General features: G+C 70.2%; 31 protein-coding genes. 16 read left to right on the forward strand and 15 right to left on the reverse strand.

Translation table 11 applies throughout. The features are described from left to right. Positions 1 to 17: 17 nt before the first annotated feature. On the reverse strand, positions 18 to 623 hold the full coding sequence (locus FB471_RS19355; RefSeq protein ID WP_141999841.1) for a macro domain-containing protein: 606 nt from the start codon (positions 621 to 623) through the stop codon (positions 18 to 20). 107 nt (positions 624 to 730) lie between these two features. Here FB471_RS19355 and pheA point away from each other — a divergent pair, with 107 nt between their 5' ends. Together pheA and FB471_RS19365 are read left to right on the forward strand one after the other, a co-directional pair. Further along, complete coding sequence (gene pheA, locus FB471_RS19360; protein ID WP_141999842.1) at positions 731 to 1,636, forward strand: prephenate dehydratase; 906 nt, start codon at positions 731 to 733, stop codon at positions 1,634 to 1,636. Continuing rightward, positions 1,633 to 2,253 carry a histidine phosphatase family protein gene (locus FB471_RS19365; protein WP_141999843.1) on the forward strand — a complete coding sequence of 207 codons (621 nt, stop codon included), beginning with the start codon at positions 1,633 to 1,635 and terminating at the stop codon, positions 2,251 to 2,253. The genes pheA and FB471_RS19365 overlap by 4 nt, the downstream gene beginning before the upstream one ends. 6 nt (positions 2,254 to 2,259) lie before the next feature. On the opposite strand, the gene tenA is transcribed toward FB471_RS19365, so the two are convergent. Next, positions 2,260 to 2,910 (reverse strand): thiaminase II, encoded by a 651-nt coding sequence (tenA, locus tag FB471_RS19370; RefSeq protein WP_246076483.1) that lies wholly within the window; start codon positions 2,908 to 2,910, stop codon positions 2,260 to 2,262. A 143-nt stretch (positions 2,911 to 3,053) separates the two neighbouring features. Between tenA and FB471_RS19375 the strand changes: the two genes are divergently transcribed. Next, positions 3,054 to 3,704, forward strand: a complete 651-nt coding sequence (locus tag FB471_RS19375) for a DUF4232 domain-containing protein (protein ID WP_141999845.1) — start codon at positions 3,054 to 3,056, stop codon at positions 3,702 to 3,704. Positions 3,705 to 3,710: 6 nt separating this feature from the next. On the opposite strand, the gene FB471_RS19380 is transcribed toward FB471_RS19375, so the two are convergent. Then, the gene (locus tag FB471_RS19380; protein ID WP_141999846.1) at positions 3,711 to 4,115 is read right to left on the reverse strand and encodes a hypothetical protein; all 405 of its coding nucleotides are present in this window, start codon (positions 4,113 to 4,115) and stop codon (positions 3,711 to 3,713) included. A 95-nt stretch (positions 4,116 to 4,210) separates the two neighbouring features. Then, positions 4,211 to 5,455 carry an MFS transporter gene (locus FB471_RS19385; protein ID WP_246076484.1) on the reverse strand — a complete coding sequence of 415 codons (1,245 nt, stop codon included), beginning with the start codon at positions 5,453 to 5,455 and terminating at the stop codon, positions 4,211 to 4,213. Between the two features lie 149 nt (positions 5,456 to 5,604). On the opposite strand from FB471_RS19385, the gene FB471_RS19390 reads away from it, so the two are divergent. Continuing rightward, complete coding sequence (locus FB471_RS19390; protein ID WP_141999848.1) at positions 5,605 to 5,916, forward strand: metallophosphoesterase family protein; 312 nt, start codon at positions 5,605 to 5,607, stop codon at positions 5,914 to 5,916. Between the two features lie 90 nt (positions 5,917 to 6,006). On the opposite strand, the gene FB471_RS19395 is transcribed toward FB471_RS19390, so the two are convergent. The 5 genes from FB471_RS19395 to FB471_RS19415 form a co-directional block, all read right to left on the reverse strand. After that, positions 6,007 to 7,338, reverse strand: a complete 1,332-nt coding sequence (locus FB471_RS19395) for a DUF2252 domain-containing protein (RefSeq protein WP_141999849.1) — start codon at positions 7,336 to 7,338, stop codon at positions 6,007 to 6,009. A gap of 39 nt (positions 7,339 to 7,377) precedes the next feature. Continuing rightward, positions 7,378 to 7,566 carry a DUF397 domain-containing protein gene (locus FB471_RS19400; RefSeq protein ID WP_141999850.1) on the reverse strand — a complete coding sequence of 63 codons (189 nt, stop codon included), beginning with the start codon at positions 7,564 to 7,566 and terminating at the stop codon, positions 7,378 to 7,380. A gap of 19 nt (positions 7,567 to 7,585) precedes the next feature. Continuing rightward, the gene (locus FB471_RS19405) at positions 7,586 to 8,449 is read right to left on the reverse strand and encodes a helix-turn-helix domain-containing protein (protein WP_141999851.1); all 864 of its coding nucleotides are present in this window, start codon (positions 8,447 to 8,449) and stop codon (positions 7,586 to 7,588) included. A gap of 68 nt (positions 8,450 to 8,517) precedes the next feature. After that, a complete protein-coding gene (locus FB471_RS19410) occupies positions 8,518 to 8,868 on the reverse strand; it encodes a metallopeptidase family protein (RefSeq protein ID WP_141999852.1) in 351 nt (116 codons plus the stop codon). A 3-nt stretch (positions 8,869 to 8,871) separates the two neighbouring features. Then, positions 8,872 to 9,843, reverse strand: coding sequence for a septum formation family protein (locus tag FB471_RS19415; RefSeq protein WP_141999853.1), 972 nt, complete (start codon positions 9,841 to 9,843; stop codon positions 8,872 to 8,874). A 92-nt stretch (positions 9,844 to 9,935) separates the two neighbouring features. On the opposite strand from FB471_RS19415, the gene FB471_RS19420 reads away from it, so the two are divergent. The 6 genes from FB471_RS19420 (at position 9,936) to FB471_RS19445 (ending at position 14,947) form a co-directional block, all read left to right on the forward strand. Continuing rightward, complete coding sequence (locus FB471_RS19420; protein WP_141999854.1) at positions 9,936 to 10,529, forward strand: hypothetical protein; 594 nt, start codon at positions 9,936 to 9,938, stop codon at positions 10,527 to 10,529. Next, positions 10,530 to 11,696: a glutathionylspermidine synthase family protein gene (locus FB471_RS19425; protein WP_141999855.1), complete on the forward strand. Its 1,167-nt coding sequence runs from the start codon at positions 10,530 to 10,532 to the stop codon at positions 11,694 to 11,696. It begins immediately after the preceding gene. A gap of 65 nt (positions 11,697 to 11,761) precedes the next feature. After that, positions 11,762 to 12,208 (forward strand): DUF350 domain-containing protein, encoded by a 447-nt coding sequence (locus FB471_RS19430; protein WP_142002165.1) that lies wholly within the window; start codon positions 11,762 to 11,764, stop codon positions 12,206 to 12,208. A gap of 16 nt (positions 12,209 to 12,224) precedes the next feature. Then, entirely contained in the window at positions 12,225 to 13,145 is a 921-nt protein-coding gene (locus FB471_RS19435; protein ID WP_141999856.1) for a haloalkane dehalogenase, read from the forward strand. Beyond that, positions 13,138 to 14,412 carry a serine--tRNA ligase gene (serS, locus tag FB471_RS19440; protein WP_141999857.1) on the forward strand — a complete coding sequence of 425 codons (1,275 nt, stop codon included), beginning with the start codon at positions 13,138 to 13,140 and terminating at the stop codon, positions 14,410 to 14,412. Before FB471_RS19435 ends, serS begins: the two co-directional genes overlap by 8 nt. 1 nt (position 14,413) lies before the next feature. After that, positions 14,414 to 14,947: a DUF3558 family protein gene (locus FB471_RS19445; protein ID WP_141999858.1), complete on the forward strand. Its 534-nt coding sequence runs from the start codon at positions 14,414 to 14,416 to the stop codon at positions 14,945 to 14,947. Between the two features lie 83 nt (positions 14,948 to 15,030). On the opposite strand, the gene lhgO is transcribed toward FB471_RS19445, so the two are convergent. Continuing rightward, positions 15,031 to 16,233, reverse strand: coding sequence for an L-2-hydroxyglutarate oxidase (gene lhgO / locus FB471_RS19450; protein WP_342779449.1), 1,203 nt, complete (start codon positions 16,231 to 16,233; stop codon positions 15,031 to 15,033). Next, positions 16,230 to 17,318: a cytochrome P450 gene (locus FB471_RS19455; protein ID WP_141999859.1), complete on the reverse strand. Its 1,089-nt coding sequence runs from the start codon at positions 17,316 to 17,318 to the stop codon at positions 16,230 to 16,232. Before FB471_RS19455 ends, lhgO begins: the two co-directional genes overlap by 4 nt. A 75-nt stretch (positions 17,319 to 17,393) precedes the next feature. Here FB471_RS19455 and FB471_RS19460 point away from each other — a divergent pair, with 75 nt between their 5' ends. Then, positions 17,394 to 17,954: a TetR/AcrR family transcriptional regulator gene (locus tag FB471_RS19460; protein ID WP_141999860.1), complete on the forward strand. Its 561-nt coding sequence runs from the start codon at positions 17,394 to 17,396 to the stop codon at positions 17,952 to 17,954. 155 nt (positions 17,955 to 18,109) lie between these two features. Here FB471_RS19460 and FB471_RS19465 read toward each other — a convergent pair whose 3' ends face one another. Next, complete coding sequence (locus FB471_RS19465) at positions 18,110 to 21,256, reverse strand: ATP-binding protein (RefSeq protein WP_141999861.1); 3,147 nt, start codon at positions 21,254 to 21,256, stop codon at positions 18,110 to 18,112. 34 nt (positions 21,257 to 21,290) lie between these two features. On the opposite strand from FB471_RS19465, the gene FB471_RS19470 reads away from it, so the two are divergent. Further along, entirely contained in the window at positions 21,291 to 21,656 is a 366-nt protein-coding gene (locus FB471_RS19470) for a hypothetical protein (protein WP_141999862.1), read from the forward strand. A gap of 3 nt (positions 21,657 to 21,659) precedes the next feature. Here the strand turns inward: FB471_RS19470 and FB471_RS19475 are convergent, their stop codons facing one another. Beyond that, positions 21,660 to 22,361: a hypothetical protein gene (locus FB471_RS19475; protein ID WP_141999863.1), complete on the reverse strand. Its 702-nt coding sequence runs from the start codon at positions 22,359 to 22,361 to the stop codon at positions 21,660 to 21,662. Positions 22,362 to 22,543: 182 nt separating this feature from the next. On the opposite strand from FB471_RS19475, the gene FB471_RS19480 reads away from it, so the two are divergent. Genes FB471_RS19480 through FB471_RS19495 form a run of 4 tightly spaced genes read left to right on the forward strand, consistent with a single transcriptional unit; the run spans position 22,544 to position 25,874 of the window. Next, on the forward strand, positions 22,544 to 23,137 hold the full coding sequence (locus FB471_RS19480; RefSeq protein ID WP_141999864.1) for a hypothetical protein: 594 nt from the start codon (positions 22,544 to 22,546) through the stop codon (positions 23,135 to 23,137). Positions 23,138 to 23,151: 14 nt separating this feature from the next. Further along, positions 23,152 to 23,751: a DUF3558 domain-containing protein gene (locus FB471_RS19485; RefSeq protein WP_141999865.1), complete on the forward strand. Its 600-nt coding sequence runs from the start codon at positions 23,152 to 23,154 to the stop codon at positions 23,749 to 23,751. Between the two features lie 2 nt (positions 23,752 to 23,753). Beyond that, complete coding sequence (locus tag FB471_RS19490) at positions 23,754 to 25,106, forward strand: hypothetical protein (RefSeq protein ID WP_141999866.1); 1,353 nt, start codon at positions 23,754 to 23,756, stop codon at positions 25,104 to 25,106. A gap of 6 nt (positions 25,107 to 25,112) precedes the next feature. Beyond that, complete coding sequence (locus tag FB471_RS19495; protein WP_141999867.1) at positions 25,113 to 25,874, forward strand: ESX secretion-associated protein EspG; 762 nt, start codon at positions 25,113 to 25,115, stop codon at positions 25,872 to 25,874. On the opposite strand, the gene FB471_RS19500 is transcribed toward FB471_RS19495, so the two are convergent. Beyond that, complete coding sequence (locus tag FB471_RS19500; RefSeq protein WP_141999868.1) at positions 25,857 to 26,033, reverse strand: DUF397 domain-containing protein; 177 nt, start codon at positions 26,031 to 26,033, stop codon at positions 25,857 to 25,859. The genes FB471_RS19495 and FB471_RS19500 overlap by 18 nt on opposite strands. Continuing rightward, positions 26,030 to 26,872, reverse strand: coding sequence for a DUF5753 domain-containing protein (locus FB471_RS19505; protein ID WP_141999869.1), 843 nt, complete (start codon positions 26,870 to 26,872; stop codon positions 26,030 to 26,032). The genes FB471_RS19500 and FB471_RS19505 overlap by 4 nt, the downstream gene beginning before the upstream one ends. Positions 26,873 to 26,902: the final 30 nt, after the last annotated feature.

A 26,902-nucleotide genomic window follows, 5' to 3' on the forward strand; every position in this document is an offset into this window, starting at 1 on the left:
CCTGTATCGATACCGCCTCAGGGGGCGGGGAAGACCTCGTCCCAGGCGGCGCTGACCTGGCGTGCGCAGGTGTCCGGCGGTACGCCGCCGACGCCGGTACCCAGCCCGGGCATCGCTATGACGTCCACCGCACGCCGCACGTCCAGCCCCTCCTCCAGGCGGCCGTCCCGCCAGACCTGGAACACGGCCCGCGCCGCGAGATAGGGGTGCACGGTGTCCCCCGGCAACTGCTCGCCCGGTTCGCGCATGGTCGGCGCGCTGATCAACCAGGCGGGCGCGCGCAGGCCGGTCGGCACCACCAGTGCCTCCCCGATGGGCAGCTCGCCCCCGTGATAGGCCAGCACCGCGCTGCGCACGTTCTGCTCCACCTCGGGGAAGGCCTGTGCGTACGCCGCGTCGACGCCCCCACGCATCCAGCCGTAGGAGTTCGCCGGGCTCACCACGGCATGCGCCGCGACGTCGAGAACGGAGCCGCGGTGCACCCGCACCCGGCCCTCCATGCTGTCGACCACCGCTCGCCATGCCTCGGCAAGCGCTTCATCGACGGCGCACAGCACCAGCTCCGGGGTACGTGGCGAGACCCGTTCCTTCCGCGTGGTGTGCGTGCCCGATTCAGCCGTCACACCTACAGCATGGCAAAAAACGTCAACCGTCGTAACCGGCTTGCCTACCGGCTATGCGAGTGAAACTCCGTGCTTCTCGCCACAATCACACCGGCTAGCCTGGCCGTGTGCCAGTGATTGCCTATTTCGGACCCCAGGGGACGTTCACCGAGCAGGCCGCCCGCGGCCTCATTCCGGACGGTGAGTTCCTACCCGCCGAGACGATCTTCGCCGCGTTGAACGCGGTACGCGACGGCCGCGCCGAGGCCGCCTGCGTCCCGGTGGAGAACTCGGTCGAGGGACCGGTGAACGCCACCCTGGACGGGCTCACCGAGTCCACGGTGCTGGTGGCGGTCGCCGAGACCATTCTGCCCGTCCAGTTCAGCGTGCTGGTCAGGCAGGATGCCTCGGACATCCGGACCGTGGCCAGCCATCCACACGCGCTGGCCCAGGTGCGTCAGTGGCTGGCCACCAACCTGCCCGAGGCCGAGCAGGTGCCCACCTCCTCCACCGCGGCCGCGGCCCAGGCCGTGCGGCGCGGCGAGTACGACGCGGCGGTGACCGCCTCGGTGGCCGCCCAGCACTACGAGCTGCGGGAGTTCGTCGGTGGGATCGCCGATCTCGCCGATGCCAGCACCCGCTTCCTCCTGGTCCGGCGCCCGGGGCGGCTGCCGGAACCGACCGGGGCGGACCGCACCTCGCTGATGGCCGTCACCGTGAACCGCACCGGCGCGCTGGCCGAACTGCTCACCGAGCTCTCCTTCCGGGGGATCAACCTGACCAGGCTGGACGCCCGCCCGGCGAAGACGCATATCGGGCAGTACCGGTTCTTCGTCGACATGGAGGGCCATATCGCCGAGCCGCGGATCGGGGATGCGGTGGCGGCGCTGCGCCGCCGCTGCAGCGTGCGCTTCCTCGGCTCGCATCCACGGGCGGACCATGCGCCCTCCTCCGGTGAGCCGCCGGTGGGTAACGAGGACTTCGTCGCGGCGACGAACTGGCTGGAGTCCGTGCGTCGTGGGGAGAGTGTGTGAGGCTGTATCTGATCAGGCATGCGCAGAGCACCGCCAACGTCGAGGGCAAACTGAACACCCTGCCGCCCGGCCCCGGGCTGACCGACCTCGGTCATTCCCAGGCCGAGGCGCTGGCCGAGCGGCTGAGCGGCGAGCCGATCGTCGCGGTGTACGCCTCACCGGCCGTGCGTGCCCAGCAGACCGCGGCCCCGCTGGCCACCACCCTGGACCTGGAGGTGCAGGTGATCGAGGGGGTGCAGGAGGTGTACGTCGGCGACCTGGAGGACCGCACCGACCGGGAGGCGGTCCGGACCTACCTGGACACGGTAGGCCCGTGGACCCGGGGCGAGCTGGGGGTAGCCATGCCGGGCGGGGAGACCGGGCATCAGGTACGCGCCCGCTACCTCGGCGCCGTCGGCGAGCTGCGGGCCAAGCATGCCGAACGCGACCATGATGACCTTGTGGTCGCGCTGGTCAGCCACGGCGGCGCGATCCGGCTCGGTGCCGAATGGCTGACCGACAACGTCACCGCGGAGATCGCCGACCGGGACATGCTGCCGAACACCAGCGTGGTGGAGCTGGAGAGCAGGCCCGGCGGTACCTGGCGCTGCCTGCGCTGGGCCGGGCTGGAGCTGTGACCGGGGTCAGCGCAGCCCGGCGGTCGGCCAGGGTTCCAGCCGGTAGGCGCTGTCCCAGAACATCCACTCGTACTCGCTCGCCCGGGTGAACCGGTCGAGCATTCGCTCCCTGGTCGCCTCGTCCCCGGCCGCCGCGGCACGGTCCACGGCCTCCTTGCAGGTGTCCACCGACTGGGCGAAATCCTCGTCGGCGTAGGTGTCGATCCAGGCCTGGTACGGGTTCTCCGGCCCGTTCCCTTCCTGCTGCCGCAGGATGCTGCTGCCCACGTAGTGGTACACCCAGAAACAGGGCAGCAGCGCCGCGATCAACTCGGGATACCCATCGGTCTGCGCGGTGGCCAGCAGGTACGAGGTGTAGGCGAGGCAGGTCGGCGAGGTCTCGATGGCGTCCAGCTCGGTCTGGCCGAGCCCGAACCGCTGGAAGTAGCCCTCGTGCAGCTCCCGCTCCACCACCACGGCCTCCCTGGCCGCCCCGGCGAAGAACGGCAGGTCGGCCGGATCGGGGGTGCGGGCTGCGGCGACCGACAGCGCGCGCCCGAAGCCGACCAGGTAGCGGGCGTCCTGGGCCAGGTAGAACTGGAACCGGTCGGCGGGCAACGAGCCGTTCGCCAACTCCTCGTTGAACGGGTGCGTCAGCGAAGCCTGTTGTAGTTTCACCGTGTGCTGCCACGCTCGGTCACAAAATCCCGTCATCGTTCCCGTCCTCGGTCGAGTGTGCTCGCGCCCGCGACGGTACCGACGCAACCAGCGGTGTGGCGCGCACGTCCTCTGGGTAGTCACCCAGCACAGGGAGGCGAATGATGAAGCGAGGAACGGGAAGTTATCTGGGGTTGGTCGCGGCGGGCACGCTGCTGGTCGCCACCCTGGCCGGCTGCGGCGAGGGCACCCAGGACGACGGGGCCGCCGCGCAGCCGCCGAACGGCGACGAGACGACCACGACGGCGCCGCCGGCCACCTCCTCCAGCGGGCAGGAAGCGAGCGGGAACGGCCGGCCTGCAGAGACCGCCAATGAGCAGTTCTGCCGGTCGAACGAGCTGAAGCTGTCGATCGGCAAGGGTGAGGGCGCCGCCGGGACCGTTTACCGGCCGCTGCAGTTCACCAACACGAGTGATCGGATGTGCGTGCTGCACGGGTACCCCGGGGTTTCCTACGTCGCGGGAGACGACGGCCACCAGGTCGGGCCGGCCGCCTACCGGGACGGGGAGAAGGGCGCTCCGGTGAGCCTGCGTCCCGGCGAGGTCGCCCATGCTCCGGTGGGGTTCGTGCAGGTGCGTAACTACGCGCAGGAGGAATGCAAGCCGGTTCCGGTGCGCGGGCTGCGGGTGTACCCGCCGCAGGAGACCGAGTCGATGTTCATCAAGTACGACGGCACCGGGTGTTCCAGCGACGAGATCCCGGGCCACCAGCTGGTCGTGCGCACCATCCAGTCGGGACCGGGTGGCCGCGGCTGAGCACGGCTAGACCGTGTTGCAGTCCGCCCTGGCCTCGGCGAGGTGCCATCGGCCCGCGGGGTCGGCGAGATGCAGGCTGACCACCATGCGGCTGACCCCGTCGATGTGCTCGGCCAGATCGGCGTAGTCCGGGTTGAGCTCGGCCGCGGCCCGGGAGAGTTCCCGGGCCGCGAGCACCCTGCGCAACACCGCGGGCGGCAGGCTGCGGCCGGCGTGCTGCTCGGGTAGCTCGCCTGCTCGCCACAGCGCGGCGCAGGCGGCGCGGGCGTCGTCCGCGGGTCCGCCGGGTGAGCCGGAGGCCGCCCAGAGCATGCCGAGTACGCCGCTGCCGATCGCGAAGCCGGTGACCGCGGCCAGCACCAGCCTGCCGCGACCGGGTGGGAGCGGGTCTGCCTCGGCTGAGTCACTCATCCGGCCCTCCCACGTCGGTGTAGTGCGCCATTCCAACATCGCCGGGTGTGGGCGGGGCCGGATCGTGATGAAAATGCGAACTGCCTTGCGGGTCCTCAGCTGGAGACCGGCGCGGCCCGCGGGTCCAACGTGTCCACCGCGGTGCGGTAACCGCGCAGCAGCAGGATCGCGGCCCCGCCGGTACCGAGCAGGAGCACACCGGACACCGCGAAGGTCGCGCTCGGCCTGCCGAGGATCTCGGTGAGCACCCCGCCGGCCAGCGCCCCGACCGGGATCGCGCCCCACACCAGGGTGCGCCACACGCCGAGTACCCGACCGAGCAGCTCGCTGGGAACCAGCCCGTGCCGGACGGTCGCCAGTACCACGTTCACCGCGACCACCGCGGCCGCGAACAAGCCGAACAGCGCCGCCGAGGCGACCGCGCTGGTGCTGATCCCCATCGCGAGGAAGGCCGCGCCGCACAGCAGGATCCCCACGGCCAGCACGGTCCGCCTTCCGGTCGCCCGGACCAGGCGGGGGGCCGCCGCCGCGCCGGCGAGCCCGCCGATACCCCCGGCGAAGGCGAACACGCCGAACGCGGCCGGGCTGAGCCTCAGGTCCTCCAGTGCGTAGAGCACGAGCTGGGCCTGGGCGAGCTCGCTCGCCAGGCTGACCGCGGCGGCGATCAGCACCAGCCGCAGTACCAGCGGGTTGCGGCGCACCCAGCCGAGGCCCTGGGCGAGTTCGGTGCGCAGCGTGGCCCGCCGCCGCTCGGTGTCCTGCCGGGGACGGTAGCTGCCTGCCATGCCGAGCAGCAGCGCGGCCGCGATGGCGAACCCGGCCGAGTTCAGCAGGAAAGGGAAGGCGGCGAACAGGGCGAAGGTCAGGCTGCCGACCGGCCCGCCGAGGAAGGTCTGCCCGACGATCTCGGCGGCCTGCATCTTGCTGTTGGCGCCCTCCAGCCGTTCCCGCTCCACCACGGCGGGGATCAGCACGTTGGCGGCGCTGTCGGCCAGTGTCTCGGCCGTCCCGATCAGCAGGGCGGCCAGGTACACCAGCCAGATCGAGATCGAGTCGGTAGCCACCAGCACGGCGACCGCGCCGACCACCACGGCGCGTGCGGTGTTCGCCGCGATCATCGCCATCCGCCGGTCGATCCGGTCCAGGATCCCCCCTGCCACCAGCGCGAACAGTAGCCAGGGCAGGAACTGGGTCGCGGAAAGGCCCGCGATCAGCACCGGCTCGCGGGTGATGGTCGCGGCCAGCAGGGGAAAGGCCACCTTGCCGATCCCGTCCCCGAGATTGGACACCGTGCTGGAGGACAGCAGCCAGTTCAGCCGATGGTCCGTTCGCCCCTTCACGGTTCCGCCATTGCGACCATCCTGCACCCCCAAACAGACACCTGTTGTGACTGCCCCCTCGCTGAAAGTCATACTACCGAACTGGTATCGCCGACGGTGAGACTCGTGTTACCGACTGTTGAGTAGGTAAGCGCCGTCGAGGTCGAGTTGTGCTTGTTTCCGGTCGGCGGCTGTGGGACACCGTCGTGCGCAGGTATCCGAACATGATGTTCGTGTTCTCCGGGCACTACGTGAACGCGGGCCGGATCGTCGAGCGCGGGGACGCGGGAAACACCGTCTACCAGCTGCAGGCCGACTACCAGAGCTACACCGACCGCGAGCGCAACGGCTACCTGCGGATCCTGGAGTTCGACCCGGCCGCCAACCGGGTGGACGTCAGTACCTACTCACCGCACGCGGACGCCCACCTCACCGACCCGCGGAACCGGTTCACACTGACCGGCGTGCGTCTAGTGCCCTGAACGTGGCTTTCCGGACGTTAGACGTCGTGAACGGCACTTTTGGGACGTCTGACGTCTCATACGCCACGTTCAGGGCAAATGGGTGAGGTGCTAGATACCGGCGATCTCGCCGTTGCGGAAGGCGTCCACGAACAGGCGGTGGTCGTCCCGGGTGCGCTCGGCGTACCGCATGCCGAACTCGGTCAGCGCCTGGACGAACTCCTCCTCGCGCTCGCCGACCACCGCCACGATCGCGTCCTCCACCTGGAAGTCCACCAGGGTCTGCTCGGAGTCCTCGTCCGCGACGCAGTGCACCTTCGCGGTCGCCTGGCCGAGGTACTCCAGCACCGGCGCCATGTCGGCGGGTTCGGTGAGGTCCGACCAGTCGAGGTCGTTGACGTACGGGGAAAGCTCGGAGACGACGAAACCGACACCGTTCATCTCGGTGTGCCCGAGCCAGGGGTCGGCATGCGCCTGCAGGGCGCGCTGGGATACGGCGGTGCGGTGGCCCTCGTGCCGGAAGTAGTCCTTCACCCGCTCGTCGTGCACGATCCGGCTCGGCGCCGGGACATTGCCCTGCTTCATGGAAAGCACGACGTCGTTCTCCAGCGCCTGGGTACGCCCCTCGACCAGCACGTTGTACGCGGGCAGCCCGGCCGAGCCGATACCGAAACCGGAGCGGCCCACGACGTCCTTCACCTCGTAGGTGATGCTGTTGAACCGTTTCCCGCGCGGAATGGTGTCCAGGTAGGACTCGAACGCCGTGCGGGCCCGGTCGTACTCCTGCTCGCCGAGCCTGCGCACACCGGCGCCGGAGCGGAAGACCCGCTCGTAGTTCTCCACCGTGGTCAGGCCGCCGAGCAGGTCGATCCGGGTGTTCATCCGCGCGGCCTGCAACACCTCGTGCACCAGCCCGTCGGTGCTCTCCAGTTGCAGCTTGAACGCCTGGTCGCCGGTGTGCTCGGCGAACTGCCGCACCTGGCGCAGGTAGCTGCGCAGGTAGGTGCCGATCAACGAGGCGATGTCGGCGTCCGAGATCGCCTTGCTCCACGCCAGCAGCGCCACGCTGGAGACCAGCCGCTTGAGGTCCCAGGTGAAGCTGCCGAGATAGGCCTCGTCGAAGTCGTTGACGTCGAACACCAGCACCCCGTCGGAGTCCATGTAGGTGCCGAAGTTCTCCGCGTGCAGGTCACCCTGGATCCACACCCTGGCGGTGCGCTCGTCCGCCCACGGATCGTCCTCGCCGGCCATGTCGTTGTAGAACAGGCAGGCCGACCCGCGGTAGAACGCGAACGGGTCGGCGGCCATCTTGCGGAACTTCCGGCGGAAGGCGGCCGGGTTCGCGGCCATCATCTCCTCGAAGGCGTCCACCAGGACACCGACGATCTCCGCCCGGCGCCGCTCGTCGCCCCGTTCCCGGATGCGCTCCACCACGTCTGCCATCGCCCCGACTCTGCCACGGCAGGCGGCGCGGGTGCGGGGTCAGCGCAACACGATCAGGAAACGTGTCCAGGCACCCCGGGTGAACGCCAGTGGCGGCCCGGCGGGGTCCTTGGAGTCCCGCACCCCCACGACCGGTCCGGCGGTGGCCACTTCGACGCAGTCGCTCTCCTCGCCGGCGCCGTCGCTGTAGCTGCTCTTGCGCCATCCGGCGAACACTGGCTCGGCCATGCCCGGGCTCCTCGGGTCGCTACTCCAGGTCCTCGGCCAGCCGCCGCAGGAACTCGGCGGTCGCGGACTCGTCGAGCGCCATGGCCCACAGCTGGTCGAACCTCAGTTTAGCCCGGTTGACCTCCTGCTCCTTCTCCGTGTCGGTGCCGCCGAAGGCGTGCTCGACGTACAGCGTGTCTGGCAGCAGCTGTTCCGGGAAGGTGACGATGACGAAACCACCCGCCATGGAGGGGTGCACCCCGCGATCGTTGGGCAGCACCCGCAGGGTGACCGTGGGTAGCTCAGCCAGTTCGGCCAGACGGGCCAGCTGGCCGTACGCCACCTCCAGGCCGCCGACCCGGCAGCGCAGGGCGGCCTCGCGCATCACCGCCCGCAGGGTGAGCGGGCGGGTGGGGTGCCGCAGCCGTTCCTGGCGGATCATCCGGACCCGGACGTAGTTCTCGATCCGCTCCGGCTTCTCCTCACCCTGGCCGAGGAACAGGGCGCGGGCGTACTCCTCCGACTGCAGGAGCCCGGGAACGAGGTGGGTCTGGAAGCTACGGGCGGACTCGGCGTCGCTTTCCAGGCCGAGGTAGCCCCTGCCGTGGATGCCGTAGGAGTTCCGCCAGGCTTTGCGCTGGGAGAGGCGGCACAGGTCCAGGATCTCCTCGTACCGGTCGGGCTCGTGGTACACGTCCAGCATGCTCTTCGCGACATGGATGTTCAGCCCCTGCTGACCGTTCTCCAGCCTGCTGAGTGAGGGGACGGTGTACTCGATCTTCGCGGCGGCCTGCTCCATGGTGAGCCCGGCCCGCTCGCGCAGCCTGCGCATGATCCGGCCCAGCCTGCGCCGGATGATCGCCGGACCGTATTCCGGCTCGCCCCCGGGGTGCTCTCCAGTCATCCGTTACCTCCCGCGTACGTTCCTGCACGCAGTGTCCACGCGGGAGGTGACATCCGTAATTACACGGCTCAGCCCCAGCCGAGCTCGTGCAGCCGGGCGTCGTCGATACCGAAGTGGTGCGCGATCTCGTGCACCACGGTGATCACGACCTCGGAGACCACGTCCTCCTCGGTCTCGCAGATGGCCAGGATCGGCCGCCGGTAGATGAAGATCTGGTCCGGCAGCACCCCGCCGTAGTCGGACATCCGTTCGGTGAGCGCGACCCCGTGGTAGAGGCCGAGGATGTCCGGCTCCTCCTCGTTGCGCTCCTCGACCAGCACCACCACGTTGTCCATGGCCTCGGCGAACTCGGCGGGTACCCGGTCCAGCGCGTCGGCCACCAGCTCCTCGAAACGCAGCAGGGTCATCTCCACCGGCATCGGCTACCCGCCCGTTTCCGTGCTGGTCGACGGGGCCGAGGTGGAGCTCGGCTCCGCGGGTTGCTCGGTGGGCTTGACGCTGCCCCGCACCGGGGCCAGCCCGCTACCGTCCTCCAGGGTCGCCCCGACCTTGCAGTTGACCTTGGTCGAGCCGGCATCCCAGCTCTCCTGCTCGCGCAGGTCCCAGCCGAGCAGCAGGCCCTGCTCGTCCAGGTTCTTCCCGCCGGAGTACTCGTCCACCGCCTTGTTGCACTCCAGGTCCAGCCAGGCCTTCTGGTCCTCCTGGGAGGGGTAGCCGTCGGCGAACTCGTCCTTCAGGTCGAGCACAGCGACGATCTCGTAGGAGTGCGGGGCCGCGCAGTCCACCGGATCGCCCACCGTCTTCCCGCTCAGTCCGAGGCAGGTGCCCACCGGCCACACGTCCGACTGATCCTGCTCGACGGCGGGCCCGGTCAGCTGCTGCAGCGAGCCGCCGGGGCCCGCCCACTGCAACCCGCAGCGCAGCTCGCGGGCTCCGTCGGCCCACTGCTGTTCGGGCGGGCGCAGCACGCCCAGCGTCAGCTTCCCGTACGGGTCCAGCGGCTTGTTCAGGTACGTCTGCGCGCTCTCGCCGCAGCGCTCCTCCGCGATCTGCCGCCACAGCCGCAGGTCGGGGGAGGGCGCCCCGGGTGGATACTGGTCGGAGATGTCTACCACACCGATCACCTCGAACAGGTGGGCCTGCTCACAGGGCACCTTGTGCGCGTCCGAAGCATCCGGCCGGGTCCAGTTCAGGCAGCTACCCGGTGGGGAGTGGAAGGCCTCCTCCTTCGCGGCCAGCCGCTGCGCCACCTCGGCGTCCACCGAGTTCATTCCCCAGGAGAACGCCCAGCTCAGCGAGAGCGCACCGATGGCGCCGATGGCCGCACCGACCATCAGCAGCTGGGTGCGCAGGGTCCGTCCGGAGCGACGGAACCGCTCGGGCTCCTTGGGCATCAATTCCATAATGCCTGCGCCATGCTCCACGGGCTCTCCCACGGTGTGGATAGCCTAGGTGGCAGCGGTGCCCACCGGTTACGGAGTACTCGATGACGGAAGACAACACGCCCGAGGAGGAGCCACGCCCGCGTGGCTCCATGCGTCGCCAGGACGCGGAGAACACCACCCCCCGGGAACCCTCGCTGGCCGAGCAGCGTGCGCGGCGCAAGGCGTTGCTGGAGGAGAAGGAACGGGAGGCCGCTGAGCAGCAGGCCAAGGAGCAGGCGGAGCGCAGGGCGGACACCCGGCGCAAGGTGCTGATCGGCAGCGGTGTGACGGTGGGGCTGGTCGGGTTGATCGCCAGCTACTACACGGTCGCGCAGACCAAGGAGGTCACCGCCGTGTGCACCAACGACGAGGGTGTCGTGGTGGACGAGAAGTACTGTGACGAGGGCTACGTCCGCAGCCAGGGCGGCCACGTCAGCGGCGGCTTCCTCTTCCTCCCGATCGGGATGGGCGGCGGTGGCGGCCAGTACCGGTACAACTACGGCGGCAGCGGCCGGGTCGGCCAGCCGGTGTCCGGTGGCAGCTTCCAGAAGCCGTCGAACGCCAGCATCAACACCAAGTCCGGCAAGAGCGTGCAGCGCGGTGGCTTCGGCATCAGTGGCAAGTCCGGCGGGTTCGGCAAGGGTGGGGGCTCGTAGGTGCACCGGGAGACCCGGCCGCCGCGGCCGGACTGGAAGCGGACCACCGAGGAACAGGGGCTGGTGTTCGGCCTGCCGGCGCGAGACGGTGCCGGAAAGTCACGCCCGTACTGGGACGAGTCGGTGCATTACGTGCTGGAGATGGACGAGGTGCTGTCCGTCGAGGCCGACGTCGAGCTGCTGCATTCCATGTGCCTGGAAGCGGTGGACAACGTTGTGCTCACCGAGCGTTACCGCGACTTCGGCATTCCGGAGTGGCTGTGGCCGTACATCGCGGAGTCCTGGAAGCGCCGCGATCCGCATGTCTACGGCCGGTTCGACCTGCGCTACGACGGCAAGAGCCCGGCCAAGCTGCTGGAGTACAACGCCGACACCCCGACCTCCCTGCTGGAGGCCTCGGTGGTGCAGTGGCACTGGAAGACCGACGCCTACCCCGATGACGACCAGTGGAACTCCATCCACGAGCGGCTGGTCGAGCGGTGGGAGGAGATCGGCGGGCTGCTGCCCTCGAACGAGTTGCATTTCACCTGGTCCACCGCCGATCCCACCGGCGAGGACCACGTCACCACCGCCTACTTGCAGGAGACCGCGGCCGAGGCCGGGCTGGACACCGTGGGACTGGCGATCGAGGAGATCGGCTGGGATCCGCTGCTGAAGCGGTTCGTCGACCTCGAGGACGCGCCGATCAACACGGTGGTGAAGCTCTACCCCTGGGAGTGGGTGGTGGACGAGGAGTTCGGCCGCCATGCCGCCGAGTCGCTGCCACGGACGCTCTGGGTCGAGCCGCTGTGGAAGATGCTGCTGTCCAACAAGGCGATCCTGGCGATCCTGTGGGAGAACTATCCCGGTCACCCGAACCTGCTGCCCGCCTTCCTTGATGACCCCGGGCTGCTCACCGAGTACGTGCGCAAGCCCAAGCTCGGCAGGGAGGGCTCCAACGTGCAGATCGTGGCCACCGGCTACGAGACCCAGACCGGCGGGGTCTACGGTGAGGAGGGCTTCATCTACCAGGCCTTCGACCCGTTGCCCGAGTTCGACGGCTACCGGCCCGCGCTCGGCGCGTGGATCGTGGGGGACAACGCGGCCGGCCTCGGCCTGCGGGAGACGGCGGGGCTGGTCACCGACGACGGGGCCGCGTTCGTCCCGCACCGCATCCCCGAGTCGTGAGCCGATCGAGTGAGGCGGCAGAATTCGGGCGCGACCATCCGACTCGACCCCGGGAGTGAACCGTGATGCATATCGCCCTCGCCGAGACGTTCGGCTCCGACCTCGCCAGGGGTATCGGCGCCATCCTGCTGTACGCGGTCGTCGGGCTGTTGCTGATGCTCGTCGGCTTCTACGCGATCGACCTCACCACCCCCGGCAGGCTCTCCGAGCTGGTGCGCAGGGGCCTGCCGAACGCGGTGATCGTCACCGCGTCCGGGATGCTGTCGATGGCGTTCATCATCGTGGTGGCGATCTTCACCTCCTCCAGCGACCTCACCGAGGGCCTGATCACCTCGCTGGTCTTCGGCCTGGTCGGGATCATCGGGCAGGTGCTCGCGGTGCGCACCCTGGAGTGGGCGACCAGGATCGACGTCCGCTCCACCATCGAGAGCGAGACCTTCGCCCCGGCGAGCTTCGTGGTCGCCGGCGCGCACCTCGCGCTCGGCCTGGTGGTAGCGGTCGCGGTGAGCTGACTATTAGCGTGAAGCCGTGCGCCTACTGAGGACGCCGGACGACCGGTTCACCGACCTGCCCGATTTCGACCACGAGCCACACTACGTGGACATCCCCGACCCCGACGGCGGCCTGCTCCGCATCGCCTACGTCGAGGCAGGCCCCGCGGACGGCCAACCCGTCCTGCTGCTGCACGGGGAACCCACGTGGTCGTACCTGTACCGCAAGATGCTCCCGGTGCTGGCCGAGGCCGGGCTGCGCGCGATCGCCCCGGACCTGGTCGGTTTCGGCCGCTCGGACAAGCCGGCCGAGATGGTCGACCACACCTACGCCAAGCACGTCGAATGGATGCGCGCGCTCGCCTTCGACGCGCTCGAGTTGCGCAACGTCATCCTGTTCGGCCAGGACTGGGGTGGCCTGATCGGGCTGCGCATCGTCGCCGAGCAGCCGGATCGCTTCGCCGGCGTGGTCGCCTCGAACACCGGCCTGCCCACCGGGGACGAGGGCATGCCGAAGGCCTGGTGGGCGTTCCGCGAAATGGTGGAGAACGCGCAGGTCTTCGACATCGGTCGGCTGGTGCAGGCCGGCAGCCGGAGCACGCTGAGCGACCAGGTCCAGGCCGCCTATGACGCCCCGTTCCCGAACGAGATGTACAAGGCCGCGCCGCGGGCGATGCCGACCATCGTGCCCACCCAGCCGGACGACCCGGCGACCGAGGCCAACCGGGCCGCGTGGACCACGCTGTCCGCGCTGGACATCCCGTTCCTGTGCGCCTTCGGCGACAGCGACCCGATCACCGCCCCGATGGCGGAGCGGCTGCGCACCACCATGCCGGGCGCCGCGGACCGAACCCACCCGACCCTCCCCGACGCGGGTCACTTCATCCAGGAGGACGCGGGCGAGCACCTGGCCACCCTGGTCACCGACTTTGCGACTACCCTCTCCAGGCGTGATTGACCCCAGGACTCTGCGCGAGAACCCCGATGCCGTACGCGCCTCGCAGCGTGTGCGCGGCGAGGACGAGGGTGTGGTGGACAAGCTGCTCACCCTCGACTCCCGGCGCAGGTCCGCGATCGCCTCCGCCGACAACCTGCGCGCCGAGCAGAAGCAGCTCGGCAAGCGGATCGGCAGGGCGCAGGGGGAGGAGCGGGACGCGCTGCTGGCTCAGGGCAAGGAGCTCGCCGCCCAGGTCAAGGCCGCCGAGGCGGAGCAGGGGCAGGCCGAGACCGAGTTCGACGAGCTGCATCGGCTGCTGCCCAACCTGGTGCACCCCGCGGCCCCTGCGGGGGGCGAGGACGACTACGCGGTGCTCAAGCACGTCGGCACCCCGACCGAGTTCGCCTTCACCGCGCGCGACCACCTCGAGCTCGGCGAGGGCATCGGCGCGCTGGACATGGAGCGCGGCGCGAAGGTGTCCGGCGCGCGCTTCTACTTCCTCACCGGCGTCGGTGCCCAGCTCCAGCTCGCGCTGCTGAACCTGGCCGCCGCGCAGGCCGCCGAGTACGGCTTCACCCTGATGATCACGCCGGTGCTGGTGCGGCCGGAGATCATGTCCGGCACCGGCTTCCTCGGCGCGCACGACTCCGAGGTGTACCGGCTGCGCGACGACGACCTGTACCTGGTCGGCACCTCCGAGGTCTCGCTGGCCGGCTACCACGCCGAGGAGATCCTCGACCTGTCGGCGGGTGCGCTGCGCTACGCGGGCTGGTCCTCCTGCTTCCGCCGGGAGGCGGGGTCGTACGGCAAGGACACCCGCGGCATCATCCGGGTGCACCAGTTCGACAAGGTGGAGATGTTCAGCTACTGCCGCCCGGAGGAGGCCGAGGCCGAGCACGAGCGGTTGCTCGGCTGGGAGGAGGAGATGCTGGCCAAGATCGAGGTGCCGTACCGGGTGATCGACACCGCGGCGGGCGACCTGGGCACCTCGGCGGCCCGCAAGTACGACTGCGAGGCCTGGATCCCGACCCAGCAGGCCTACCGCGAGCTGACCTCGACCTCGAACTGCACCACCTTCCAGGCCCGCAGGCTGGGCATCCGGTACCGGGACGAGGACGGCAGGCCGCAGGCCGTGGCCACGCTGAACGGCACCCTGGCCACCACCCGCTGGATCGTCGCCCTCCTGGAGAACCACCAGCAGGAGGACGGTTCGGTCCGGGTGCCCGAGGCCCTGCGCCCCTTCCTCGGCGGCCGCGAGCTGCTCACCCCCGCCGGGGAGCGCGGCTGACATGCGAGGGGTCCGCGGGGCGGCGGTGCTCGCGGCGGCCGCGCTGCTCACGTCCTGTGCCGGTACGGTCGCCGGGACCGCCCAGCCGGCGTCCGTCGCGCGGCCGCCGGCCAGCACCCAGCCGCAGGGTCCCGACCCCTGCTCCCTGCTGACCCCGGCGGACGCGAACAAGCTCGAGCTGGCTCCGGAACCGGAGTTCACCGCGGGTGACAAGGACCAGCTGCTGCCGCCGTTCTGCCAGTGGGAGCCCGCGGACCCGGATTCCGACCACGATCCGGTCGGCGTCGGGCTCAGTGAGGACCTTGCGATCGAGGAGTATTTCGCGAGCAGGGAGCCCGCGGAGATCCTCGAGCTCGGCGGGCTGCAGTGGGGCCGCTACGAGAGCACCTTCGGCGACACCATCTGCAACCTGGCGGTCAAGCTGGACGACTTCGCCTTCGTGGTGATCGCGGGCGGCCACCTGGACGGCGAGGAGAAGGCCTGCGAGCTGCCGAAGGCCGCCGCGCCGCTGGTGGCCTCCCAGCTGTCCGGCTAGGCAGTGTTCACGAAAGGCGCGCTGGCCTTCGGCCGAGCGCGTGCCCCCGCACCACCGTGCGCAGGCACCTTCCTGAACAGTTCCTAGTCCATCCGGTCCGCCACGTACCTGGCGATCTCCAGCGCGCCGGTCGCGGCTGGCGAGGGCGCGTTCAGCACGTGTACCTGGTTCGGCGCGGTCTCGATCAGGAAGTCGTCCACCAGCGAGCCGTCCGGCAGCAACGCCTGTGCCCGCACCCCGGAGCCGTGCCGCACGATGTCCTCCGGTCGCACCGCGGGCACCAGGCGGGCCAGGCTGGCCGCGAACCGCCGCGCGGAGAACGAGCGACGCACCTCGTCCAGCCCGGTCGGGAAGGCGTACCTGCGGGCCAGCCGCCAGGCACCGGGAAAGCGGGCGACCTCGGCGAGGTCCCGCGCGGAGACGTCGGCCCAGCGGTAGCCCTCCCTGCGCAGCGCGAGCACGGCGTTCGGGCCGGCGTGCACGCTGCCGTCCAGCATCCGGGTCAGGTGCACCCCCAGGAAAGGCAGGGTCGGGTCGGGCACCGGGTAGATCAACCCGCGCACCAGGTGCCTGCGCTCCGGCCGCAGCTCGTAGTACTCGCCACGGAAGGGCACGATCCTGGCCCGCGGGCTGAGCCCGGCCAGCCGAGCCACCCGGTCGGACTGCAGGCCCGCGCAGTTGACCAGTGCGTCGGCGCGCAGTACCTCGCGGCCGGTGGCGATCTCCACCCCGCCGGTCGGACCGGGCCGGATACCCAGCGCGGGCGTGCCCGGCCGCAGGTCGGCGCCCGCCGCCTCGAGCAGCCGGACCATGGCCGCGCAGATCCCGGCAAAGTCGATGATCCCGGTGGACTCCACCCGCAGCGCGCGCACGCAGGCCACCTCGGGTTCGTACTCGAGAGCCTCGGCCGCGGTGATCATCTTCGCCGGGACCCCGTTGGCCTCGGCCCGCTCGGCAAGCACGCGCAACGCGGGCAGTTCGGCGGCCGAGGTGGCCACCACCAGCTTCCCGCACACCTCGACCGGCACGCCGTGGGCACGGGCGAAGTCGACCATCGAGGCGTTACCCGCCACCGACATCCTGGCCTTGAACGAGCCCGGTTTGTAGTACAGGCCCGCGTGCACGACATTCGAGTTGTGCCCGGTCTGGTGGGCGGCCCAGCGGTCCTCTTTTTCCAGCACGGTGACCCGGCGGCCCCGCCTGGTCAGTTCCAGTGCCACGGACAGCCCGATGATCCCGCCACCGATGACGACGACTCGACGCACGGCTGGCAGCGTAGCGCTCACCAGCTCACCGGGAGCTCGGCCGGCCCTCCGGTCAGCGTTCCCGCACGCCAGCGGATGTCCGCGGGGTCCACGGCCAGGTGGAGTCCCGGAAACCGCGCGGTGAGCTGGGTGAACACCGCCTGCAACTCGATCCGGGCCAGCGGAGCGCCGATGCAGTAGCGGATACCGTGCCCGAAGGTGAGGTGCGCCGCCGCCTGGCGGGTGACGTCCACCCGTTCCGGCTCGGGGAAGGCCGCGGGATCGTGGTTGGCCCCGTTGGTGTCCAGCAGCACCAGGTCCCCGGTCCGGACGGTGTTCCCTTCGATCTCCAGCTCGGTACGGGCGTACCGGGGGATCCCGTCGCCGGCCCTCGCCGGTGCCCGCAGGATCTCCTCCACCGCGTCCGGGACGAGTTCCGGCCGCTCGACGACGGTTCGCCACTGGCCGGGGTTGGTCAGCAGGAGCAGCGTGCCGAGGCCGATCTGCACCACCGTGGTCTCGTGGCCGGCGAACAGCAGCGCCATGGACAGCATGGCCGCCTCCTCGTCGGTCACCCCCTCGGTCGCGCACAGCCGGGAGATCACGTCCTCGGCCGGGTTCCGCCGCTTCGCCGCGACCAGCCGGCTGCCGTAGTCGAACAGCTCGCCAAGCCCTCGCTCGGAACGTGCGCGATCGCGCACGTCGCCCGCGGCCTCGGTCCAGGCGCGGAAGGACTCCCGGTCGGCGTAGGGCACTCCGAGCAACTCGCAGATCACCAGGATCGGCAGCGGCAGGGCCAGCGCCGTGTGCAGGTCCGCCGGCGGCCGTTGCCCGGCCAGCTCGTCCAGCAGCTCGGTGGTCAGCGCCTCGACCCTGGGGCGCAGTGCGCGCATGTGCTTGGCGGTGAAATGCGGCTGTAGCAGCGCGCGCATCCGGGTGTACTGGGCCTGCTCGGTGTCGAAGTCCCCCATCGGCCCGCCGAACAGGGCGGACTCGCCGGTGCGGGCCGCAGCCTCCGGGTTCGGATGGGAGCGGCCGAGCCGCTCGTCGTTCAGCAGTCGCCGTACCTGGGCGTGGCCGGTGACCCGCCACGCCTCGTCGCCGGTCGCGGTGCGGATCCGGTCCATAGGTTTCACCCCTCTTGTATAAGACTGATTAAACAAAACTACTTGTATAGTATGTCTTAAACAAGAGGAGGTTCGATGGCGACCAGCCGGCGCATGCCCCGCGCGCAGCGGCGGGCGCAGATCCTGGACGCGGCCACCCGGGCGTTCGCGCGCGCCGGCTTCGCGGCGACCGGGCTGGACGAGGTGGCCGCCGAGTCCGGGGTCACGCACGTGATCCTGTACCGGCATTTCGCCTCGAAGAGCGAGCTGTACCGGGCCGTGCTGGACCGGGCCTGCCAGCGGCTCGAGGAGTCGGTGGGCAGCAGTGACTTCGACGAGACCAGCATCCCGGCGCTGTTGCGGGCCGCGGCCGAGGACCCCGACGGTTTCCGGCTGCTGTTCCGGCACGCGGTCCGGGAGCCGGAGTTCCGTGATGTGATCGACACGTTCCGCACGGCGGCCATCGAGGTCACCGATCGCCAGCTCGCCGAGGTGATCCCGGCGGGACCCTGGCGGGACTGGGCGGCGCGGCTGGTGCCGACGGTCGCGCTGGAAGCCGTGCTCGCCTGGCTGGACGCGGGCCAACCGGATCCCGATCAGGCCGCCGAGCGGGTGGAGCAGGCCGTGCACGGTGTGCTCAGTGCCGCCGGTGCCTAGTTTCCAGCGGCGGTCAGCCGGGAACGGCACCGAGCGTGGCAGCAGCCCCGCCGGCGAGTGAGGCGACGGCGGCTGCGGGGCCGAGCCATTCTCGCGCGGTGGGCCGGGAAGCGACGCGATTCACACCCGGCAGCGTGGGCGTGGGTACGCACCGGTCACGTACCGCCCGCTGAGGGCTCCGCCTCCAGTATCGTGATCGCCTCGTCCCGGCTCAGGGATCTTCCCTCGGCGTAGGCCTCGGCATAGCCGGGCTCGCCGAGTGCGGCCAGCGCGCCGGCCGCGACCCTGGCCACATCGACGTCCCCTGCCCGTTCGCAGCCGCGCAGCGTGGTCGCGAGGCCGAGCAGGGTCGCGGCCCGCCGCGGGCCGCCCTCGTGCAACGCGACCGCGGCCAGGCCCTCCGCCGTGTCGGCGAGGCCCGCGACGTTCTCCAGCACGCGCGCGGTGTCCAGGGCCTGCCGGTGCCATTGCCGTGCCCGGTCGGGCTCGCCCCTGGCCTCGGCGATCCAGCCGAGGGTCTGCAAGGTCCGCGTCCGGATCTCGTCCGGGGCGAACCAGCCGGAGGGGCACTCGGCAAGCGCGGCCTCGGCGAGCTGCTGTGCCCGATCGAGCTCGCCCTGCCACCGGTGCAGGTCGGCCAGCCCGCGGTAGGAGCCGGCGATCGTCTCCCTGGTGCCACTGCGCCGCGCCAGCTCGAGCGCGTGCTCGAAGTCCGCGCGCGCGGCGGCCGGATCGTCGCCGAACAGGTACAGCTCGGCGCGGGCGCACAGGGATTCGGCGGTGTCCTCGTCGGCACCGAGCAACTCGGTCAGCGCGATGCTCTCGTCCAGCAGCGCCGCCGCCCGGGACCGGTCCCCGCGCCCGCCGACGATGGTGCCCAGCGAGGCCAGCGCCATGGCGAGCCCCCAGCGGTCCCCGGCTGAGCGGAACCCGGCCGCCGCCGCCTCGAGATCACGCTCGGCGCGGTCGGGGTGTCCCCGGTAGAGCTCGGTCAGTCCCCAACCCATCTCGCTGAGCGCGCGCGACCAGGTGTCCGGTGCCAGCTCGCGCTGCCGGTTCATCAGCCGGGTGATGGCCTCGTCGTCGCCCCGGGGCACCCCGTACGCCATGCCCCAGAGCAGCAGCAGGAAGGGTTGTCGCGGTGGCAGGGGCAGGTCCAGCAGGACGTCCAGCACGATCGCCAGCTCGGCCTGGAGTTCCCCGGGCCGGGTGCGGGCGGCGGCCGCGGTGGACACGCAGGCCACGTACTCCTCCTCCAGCCCGGCAGGCGGGTGCTGGTCCAGTTCGCCGAGCAGGTCCGCGGCCAGCGCCGCGCCCTCGCTCTTCAACCCGCGCATCCACCAGTACGGGGTCAGCGCGGTCAGCAGCCGCAGCGCGGTGGCCGGTTCGGTCTCGATGGCCCGCCGCAGGGCGGCGTTCAGGTTGTCGTGCTCCTCGGCCAGCAGTCGCAGCCATTCGAGTTGCTCGGGACCACGTAGCCGGTGCTCGGCGAAGGTGGCCAGCTCGTGGAAGTGGTCCCAGTGGGCGGCCAGCAAGCTTTCCCGCTCGCCGGCCTGCTCGAGTTGCTCGGCGCCGAAGGCGCGGACGGTCTCCAGCATCCGGTATCGGCCGTCGCTGCCCAACTCGACCAGCGACTTCTCGGTGAGCGCGGCGAGCAGGTCCAGGATCTCCCCACCGGGTGCCCCGCACACCCGCCGGATCGCGTCCAGCGTGGCGCCGCCGGAGAAGACGGTGAGCCTGCGGGCGAGGGCGCGTTCGGCCTCGTCCAGCGCGTCCCAGCTCCAGGCCACCACCGCGCGCAGTGTGCGATGCCGGTGCTCGGCGGTCCGATTTCCCCTGGACAGCAGCTGGAACCTGTCGTCGAGACGGGCGGCGATCTCGGTCACCGGCAGCGAACGCACCCTGGCCGCGGCCAGCTCGATGGCCAGTGGCAGGCCGTCCAGTGCCTCGCAGATACGCAGCACCGGGGCCAGGTTCCGCTCGTCCACGCCGAAGCCCGGCGCCACCGCCGCGGCCCGCTCGGCGAACAGCCGCACGGCGGGGTAGGCCGGCGCCTCGGCCGGGGTGCTGCCCGCGGGCGGGCGGGCCAGGGTCGGTACCGGGCACAGCGTCTCGCCGGTGATATCCAGTGGTTCCCTGCTGGTGGCCAGGATCCGCAGCGAACCACAGGCACCGAGCAGCCGCTGGACCAGCCCGGCCGCGGCGTCGATGAGGTGCTCGCAGTTGTCCAGGATCAGCAGCAGCGGGCGATCGGTGAGCGCGGCGATCAGCCGGTCCACCGGCGCGAGCGGTTCCGCCGCGTGCCGTAGCCCCGTCTCGCGCAACCCGAGCGCGGCCAGAACGGCCTGTGGCAGGTCGCCGCCCTGGGCCAGCGGGGCCAGCTCGGCCAGCACCACCTCACCGGCCAGCTGGCGGGCCGTCTCGACGGCCAGCCTGGTCTTGCCCGCGCCGCCGGGCCCGGTCAGGGTGACCAGCCGGTTCTCCGTGAGCAGTGTGCGCACCCTGGCCAGCTCCTCCCGCCTGCCGACGAAGCTGGTCAGCTGGCTGGGCAGGCCGGTGTTCGGCCGCGGGTCCACCGGTGGCTCCGCGCGCAGGACGGCAAGGTGGGCCGCGGTGAGTTCGGCGGAAGGGTCGATACCCAGCTGCTCGGCAAGGACGTGCCTGGCCGCCTCGAACTCGGCCAGGGCGTCGGCTTGCCTGCCCCCGGCGTGCAGGGCACGCATGAGCTGGGCGCGCAGCCGCTCGCGCAGCGGGTGGGTGTCGATCAGGCCGCGCAGCTCGGGGATGAGCGAGCGGTGCTCACCGAGGGCGAGATCGGCCTCGATCCGGTCCTCGGTCACGGCCAGCCGGAGTTCGTCGAGATGCCGGGCGGCCGGGTACTCGGCGGGCAGGTCCGCCAGCGGGGAGCCCCGCCACAACCCGAGCGCCTCGCGCAGCGAGCGGGCCGCGGTGGCGGGGTCGCCGGCCGCGAGCGTCTCCCTGCCGGCGGCCGCAAGCCGTTCGAAGCGGTGCGTGTCGACGTCCTCGGGGTCGACCGCGAGCCGGTACCCGGTCGGATGGTGCTCCACCAGCTCGGTACCCAGCACCTGGCGTAGCCGGGATACCTGTGACTGCAGGGCATTGCCTGCCCCGACGGGCGGCTGGGCACCCCACAGCCCGTCGACAAGGCGATCCGTGCCGACGATCCGGCCGGGTTCGAGCAGCAGCAGGGTGAGCAACGTGCGCACCCTGGGCCCGCCGACGGACACCGGGCTGCCGTCGGCGCGGTGCACCTCGAGCGGCCCGAGGATGTCGAAGCGCATCCCCCCATCATTCCGGTTGCCGTAGCGTGGTGGCATGCGGGACGAGCAGGGGGCGGCGGGGCATTCCTGGGGGGACGGCCTCCGCGAGCAGTCCGCGACCTTGGCCGATCTCGCCGACGGCCACGATCGGATCACCGAGCGGCTGCGGGTAATCGCGGACCAGGCGAGGGACTGGCCGGGTGACCTCGACCTGGTGCGGGAGTTGGCCGAGCGGTCGGCGACGGCGGCATATCGGCTGCGCACCATGCAGAGCCTGCACGCCGAGCAGGCGCGGGCGTACGAGGCGATGATGGCGGCCGGTGGGCCGGAGAACGCCGAGGCGTATGCCGCGTACCAGGAGACCACCGACCGCCACTGCGCGTTGCTCCCGGACTTCGAACGACCCAGCCTGGACGGCTGAGGATCACGGCTGCTCCGCCGGGCCGAAGTCGACTCCGACCGACCAGTCGGTCACTTTACCCGCGGGGCCGGAGACCTGGATCACGCGGGGATCCGTGCAGCCGACCCGGTAACCGGGCCGTACGACCGGACCTTCCCGATGTGGCGGACACCGCTCGGCGAGCAGATCCCGCGCCCGGTCGCTGACCGCGTCGGCAATGTCCGGCACCTGCGGGAAGAACACCGGAACGACCTTGGCAAGCGCCTTGTCCAGGGTCTCCTGGAGGCGTTGCTCGGCGCCCTCCGGCACGTCCAGACCGCCCTCGGTGACCCGGATGTGCACCCAGCTGACCGGCTCCGCGGCACGGAGGGCCCTGGTCACCCTGATCTCCACCGCGCGGTCGCGGTCACCGGTCCGGCATTCCAGGTCGTACTCGCTCTCCCCGGCGGAACACCGGGTGCCGATCCGCTCCAGCTCGCGCCGAACCGTGTCGAGGTCGAGGTCCGGAAAGCAGACCTCGAGACCCCCAGGATCTTCGGTGCATCGCACCGGCGCACCGACCTTCCCTTCCGCCCCGCTGGCCAGCTTCTCGACCCAGCTCGGGCCGGTTTTCTCCGGCGGCCGGGACTCGGCGGGCACCAGTAGCAACAGCGCTGTTGGCAACCCGGCAGCTACCAGCGTCGCCGCCGCAACGGTCCACCCGATCCAGCTACGTCGTTTCCTCATGGCCGGGCAGGCTGGTCGATGAGGGCGGGGCATAGCGGCCGGGAACGAGTGAATTGGATGTGTTGACGTGTCCCCGGGGCAAGGGGTATTTCGCGCGAACGTCTGTGCGTGCTCGGGGGGTCGCGCTATGGTGCCGCTGGAAGACCGTGTGCGGCGACGCGCTTAGGGGAGAGGGCTGGAGTATGACGTCGGCTGGCGACGCGTACCTGCGTGGCGTACTTGACGAGGGGGAATACCCGCAAGATGAACAGCCGGTGAACGTGACCGGCGGCGGATCCGCCCCCGGCGCCGCGCCACAGGCGACCACCGAGATCGACGAGGAGATCGATCAGGAGGTCGCCGAGGAGCGCGAGCGGCTGGAGGAACACCGCGAGGGCGGCGGTGGAAGCTGGGTGGACAGCGTCGCCCGGTCGGCCGCGAGCATGGGCGGTGGCTACAGCTTCGACGCGGAAACCATCGCGACCAAGATCCGCGAGTTCGAGGACCTCCGCGACCGGATAGCGGATAAGTACGATGAGTTGCTTTCGGCGGCGCAAGACTGCACTCCGCCGTCGCACGATTCGCCGGCGACGTCTCAGGCCGCGGCTACCAGAGCCTCGATCCTCAAGGCGGCTAAGCACAATCGGCAAATGGCGGAGTATGCCCACGCTTACGTCATAGCTTTGCGCAAGGCGAACGGGACATATGTGGAAAAGGAAGAGGACACTGCTGGGGTTCTCAAAGGCAGCGGAGACGACGGTGGGTTGCCACCGGGAACGGGGACCTTGTTCCAGTGACTAGTCGTGAACGAGTGTTGGCCGCAAGCGCTGCGCTGTCGCTGGTCATGCTGGCCGGATGTGACTCGGGCGAAGCGGGGCAAGCGCTGCCCACCTCCGGCGCGGAGGTGAGCACCACTCAATCCGAACCAGCCGGTGGTCGGGAGTTCACCAAGGCGCCGCCGGTGCAGGACCCGTTGGACGCGTCCAAGTACATTCAAGATCCATGTTCCAGTCTTACAGAGTCGCAGCAACAAGAGTTCAACGTCACCTCAAGTCGAGAAAATAGCGACGAAGACAACAGTCGTTGTAGATGGAACATTGGTGACGGATCGACCAGTCCGGGCGTGTCGTATGCGACCGGTATTGAGGAAGGGTTGGATCGGCTCTATGCGCTCAACGATACAGGTCATTGGGACAAGGGCTACTTTGAACCGACGGAAATAGCTGGGTATCCGGCGGTTTATGTCGAGATCGTCGACAATCGAGGCCCAGGCGATTGCAATCTCGCGGTTGCTATAAGCGATAATCTATTTTTTAATTCGACTGTGCGGACGCATGGTGATGGGGACGCTTGTCAGGCGGCGGAGAATGTTGCGAAGGCAGTGATCGAGACGATTAAGGCGGGGAACTGATCATGTCTATGGGGCAACCCTCGGTGTGCCTGAGCGGGCAGGGCATTTACGAGAACTTCAGTAACGCGCCGGGGCCGGACGGCCTGGTCGCGACCCAGGACAAGCTGACCCGGATCATGGACGAGTACCGCGATCTCTCCGACCGGATCAAGCAGGTCGCGGCCTCCTTCGAGGAAGGGTGGCAGGGCGACGCCTCCGGTTCCGCGCAACGTGGAGCCGGTCCGCTGGCCGTCGAGCACGCCCGCGCGTCCGAGGAGATGAACACCGGCCAGCAGTTGCTCGGCCGCCAGACCGACTCCTTCGACCTGGCCAGGGGCAACGTGCGGCCGATCCCGGAGGTGCCGGACGAGCCTTCCACGATGGAGAACGTCTTCACCCTCGGTTCGGCACAGAACAACTACGAGGGCAAGGTCGCCGCCGCCCGCGAGGCCGAGCGGCACAACGCCGAGGTCATGAACCTGTGGACAAACCACTCGTCCTACAACGAGCGGATGATGCCCACCGACTACGGCACGGCGTTGCCGAAGCCCTCCTCGGTTTCGCTGGACAGCGGTGGTCCCGGGGGCACGGTGGGCGACGGCGGAAGCAGCGGCCCGGAGATCAACCGGCCGGCCGGGGACGCCGGCGGGACCCGCGCCAGCAACGTGACTGGCGGATCGTCCTGGTCACCCCCACCCGGCATCACGGGTGGTCCCGGCGGTGGCAATGTGGCGACCCCGCCCGCCGCCTCGACGGGCGGGAACCTGCCCGGCTCGACCATTCCTTCCGGCACGGTCCCTTCCGGCAGCGGTGGCAGCGGACCCAACGGACCGAACAACACCGGCGGATGGACGCAGCCGCGCACGGACACCGGTGGCAACACTCGGCGCAACCGGCCCGGCACGGGTGGGTTCGATCCGACGCCGATCGGTGGCGGCGGCGCCAACAAGGGCGGCACCTCCGGGACCGGCGGGCTCCGTGGCACCGGCGGTACGAGCGGAACCGGCGGGATCGGTTCGGGCAACGCGGGCTCGCGGCTGTACGGTGGCGCGGGTTCCGGGACGGGCGGCGCGCCCGGCTCCGGGGTCGGCCCCGGTAGGGGCACGGGCGCCGCGATGCCCGGTTCGGGCGCGGCGGGCAGCACCGGCACGGCCGGGACCACCGGCGGTGCCGCCGGTGGCCGGGGCGGTGCGATGCCGATGGGTGCCGGAGCGGGCGGCCGTGGCAAGGGCGGCGGTGGCGACGAGGACCACGAGCGGAAGTACGTCATGGACGAGGACGAGCACTTCCAGGCCACCGAGGACGGCGAGAAGCTGATCGACCCGCGTACCGGCATGACCGCGACCCCGCCGGTCATCGGCGAGCGAAAGCAGTAGCCGCCGGTGGTGTGGTTTCCGGAACCCGAGCAGTTTCGGGCCGACCAGCTCGCGGTGATGGCGACCGAGGTGACCGGCGGAGACCTGCATGTCGCCATCGCCCCCTCGCCGATCTGGCTGGACGACAACGAGGCCGCGGCGGCCAACGCCGCCCTCGCGGAGACCCAGGCCAGGTACTCCGGCTCGCCGGACAACCCGGACGAGCCGGACTTCCGCGAACTCGCCGAGCTGCTGACCAGCCCGCAGCAGGCCCGCTTCGGCTGGATCGCCTACCCGGAGAACGGGACGCGGTTGGGCGTGCTCACCGCCGCGTCCCGCTGGTTCGGGCTGATCGCGGTGCGCGAGGACGACCACATCTACGTGCGCACCTTCAAGGACGACAAGCTGAGTCGGGTGCTCACCGCGGTCCTGCCGGAATGGTGGAAGTCGCATGAGCAGCCGATCAGCGTGCTGCGCAGCGATTTCCTGGCCGCGAAGGAGGACGTGCCCGGGGCCGTGGCGCCCGACCGGGAGGTACGGCGGGCGCAGCGGGTGTCCGCGCTGTCACCGCACGTCATCGGAGAGTTCTACGCCGAGTCCCGGGACCAGCAAGGCCGGCGCCGGGTCAGCAAGGAACCATTGCGGGTCTACGACAACGACGAGGGTCGCTGGACCATGAAGGTGACCCAGATCCCCGGGGACGAGCGGGTGTTCCTCGCGCCCGCGGGCGACGAGGACGTGACGCGCGCGCTGGACGAACTTCGTCGTGAGTTAGCGGAAACCCGCTAAGAAAGCGCGCCAACAGGATGGGCTGAACCGAAGCATGCCCGCATCTGGGAACTTCGAGTCCCGCACGGCAACCTGGGCAACGACGAATGCCACCTCTACACAGTCGCCGTCTGGGTAGCTGTGGCTGCTCTTCCGCCAGATTGGTTTCGGTGCGCTCATCGGGCTCCTTCAGGCGGGTCGTACTCGCTCGCGAAACGTGCAAGCAACTCCCTTGATTGTCGCTCGCCCAGGGCATCATTCGCTAGTTGATTCAAGTAACCGCGGTACTTGGTGAGTGCCTCGCGGTTCTCGACAAAGAGATCGGCAAGTGGGCTCTCCAGGTACGCCACCGGCCCGTGCTCCGTGAACTCCATAAGCGTTACGTTGCCCCCGATCGCGGCGAATTGGCCTGCCGCGAAGGGAACGACTCGGATGGTGATGTTCGGGCGGTCGGCGAGAAAGCCCAGGTGGAGCATCTGCTCGTTCATCACCCGGTTCCCACCGAAGGGGCATCGTAGGGCGGCTTCATAGAGGAAGTAGGTGAACTTCGCCGGGTTCCACCCGCGAAGCACCTGTTGCCGTTCCATGCGGATAGCCACCCGAGAGCCGATCTCGGCTTCCGACCGGCCCGGAAGCCTGATCACAGCCTGAGCGTAGTCCTCGGTCTGTAGCAGACCCGGAACGAGCAGCGGTGAGGTCGCGGTGATCCGTTGCGCGGTGGTCTCGTGCAGGATGAGGGTGCGCAGGCTCTGTCGCCTCACCAGGTAGCCGTCTTCGGTTTCCCTCGCCAGGCGTAGTACCCGGGCGGCCTCGGGAGCGCCGACCCCGCAGTGGGCCAGGTAGGTCGTGACGTTGACCTCGGTGAAGCTGCCGGTACCCGCCTCGAACCGGGAGACCGTGCTCTGCGCCCAGCCCAATCGCCGTGCCAGGTCGACACCGGTCAGTCCGGCCCGCTCGCGTCGCCTGCGGAGCTCCGCGCCGAGCTCGCGGCGGCGTGCGTCACTTGACTTGGATGGCATGGACCCACGCTATTGCGCCGTGACCTGCGA

Origin of the sequence: Amycolatopsis cihanbeyliensis, assembly GCF_006715045.1 — a bacterium.
GTDB classification, from domain to species: domain Bacteria; phylum Actinomycetota; class Actinomycetes; order Mycobacteriales; family Pseudonocardiaceae; genus Amycolatopsis; species Amycolatopsis cihanbeyliensis.

Coding starts and splice junctions, on each gene's coding strand:
- FB471_RS19430 (WP_142002165.1), top strand. CDS start 11,762: ATGCATATCGCCCTCGCCGAGACGTTCGGCTCCGACCTCGCCAGGGGT.
- FB471_RS19420 (WP_141999854.1), top strand. CDS start 9,936: ATGACGGAAGACAACACGCCCGAGGAGGAGCCACGCCCGCGTGGCTCC.
- FB471_RS19465 (WP_141999861.1), bottom strand. CDS start 21,256: ATGCGCTTCGACATCCTCGGGCCGCTCGAGGTGCACCGCGCCGACGGC.
- FB471_RS19415 (WP_141999853.1), bottom strand. CDS start 9,843: ATGCCCAAGGAGCCCGAGCGGTTCCGTCGCTCCGGACGGACCCTGCGC.
- FB471_RS19395 (WP_141999849.1), bottom strand. CDS start 7,338: ATGGCAGACGTGGTGGAGCGCATCCGGGAACGGGGCGACGAGCGGCGC.
- FB471_RS19400 (WP_141999850.1), bottom strand. CDS start 7,566: ATGGCCGAGCCAGTGTTCGCCGGATGGCGCAAGAGCAGCTACAGCGAC.
- FB471_RS19480 (WP_141999864.1), top strand. CDS start 22,544: ATGACGTCGGCTGGCGACGCGTACCTGCGTGGCGTACTTGACGAGGGG.
- FB471_RS19380 (WP_141999846.1), bottom strand. CDS start 4,115: ATGAGTGACTCAGCCGAGGCAGACCCGCTCCCACCCGGTCGCGGCAGG.
- FB471_RS19455 (WP_141999859.1), bottom strand. CDS start 17,318: ATGGACCGGATCCGCACCGCGACCGGCGACGAGGCGTGGCGGGTCACC.
- FB471_RS19405 (WP_141999851.1), bottom strand. CDS start 8,449: ATGACTGGAGAGCACCCCGGGGGCGAGCCGGAATACGGTCCGGCGATC.
- FB471_RS19375 (WP_141999845.1), top strand. CDS start 3,054: ATGAAGCGAGGAACGGGAAGTTATCTGGGGTTGGTCGCGGCGGGCACG.
- FB471_RS19490 (WP_141999866.1), top strand. CDS start 23,754: ATGTCTATGGGGCAACCCTCGGTGTGCCTGAGCGGGCAGGGCATTTAC.
- FB471_RS19500 (WP_141999868.1), bottom strand. CDS start 26,033: ATGAGCGCACCGAAACCAATCTGGCGGAAGAGCAGCCACAGCTACCCA.
- FB471_RS19470 (WP_141999862.1), top strand. CDS start 21,291: ATGCGGGACGAGCAGGGGGCGGCGGGGCATTCCTGGGGGGACGGCCTC.
- FB471_RS19445 (WP_141999858.1), top strand. CDS start 14,414: ATGCGAGGGGTCCGCGGGGCGGCGGTGCTCGCGGCGGCCGCGCTGCTC.
- FB471_RS19410 (WP_141999852.1), bottom strand. CDS start 8,868: ATGCCGGTGGAGATGACCCTGCTGCGTTTCGAGGAGCTGGTGGCCGAC.
- FB471_RS19505 (WP_141999869.1), bottom strand. CDS start 26,872: ATGCCATCCAAGTCAAGTGACGCACGCCGCCGCGAGCTCGGCGCGGAG.
- FB471_RS19460 (WP_141999860.1), top strand. CDS start 17,394: ATGGCGACCAGCCGGCGCATGCCCCGCGCGCAGCGGCGGGCGCAGATC.
- FB471_RS19475 (WP_141999863.1), bottom strand. CDS start 22,361: ATGAGGAAACGACGTAGCTGGATCGGGTGGACCGTTGCGGCGGCGACG.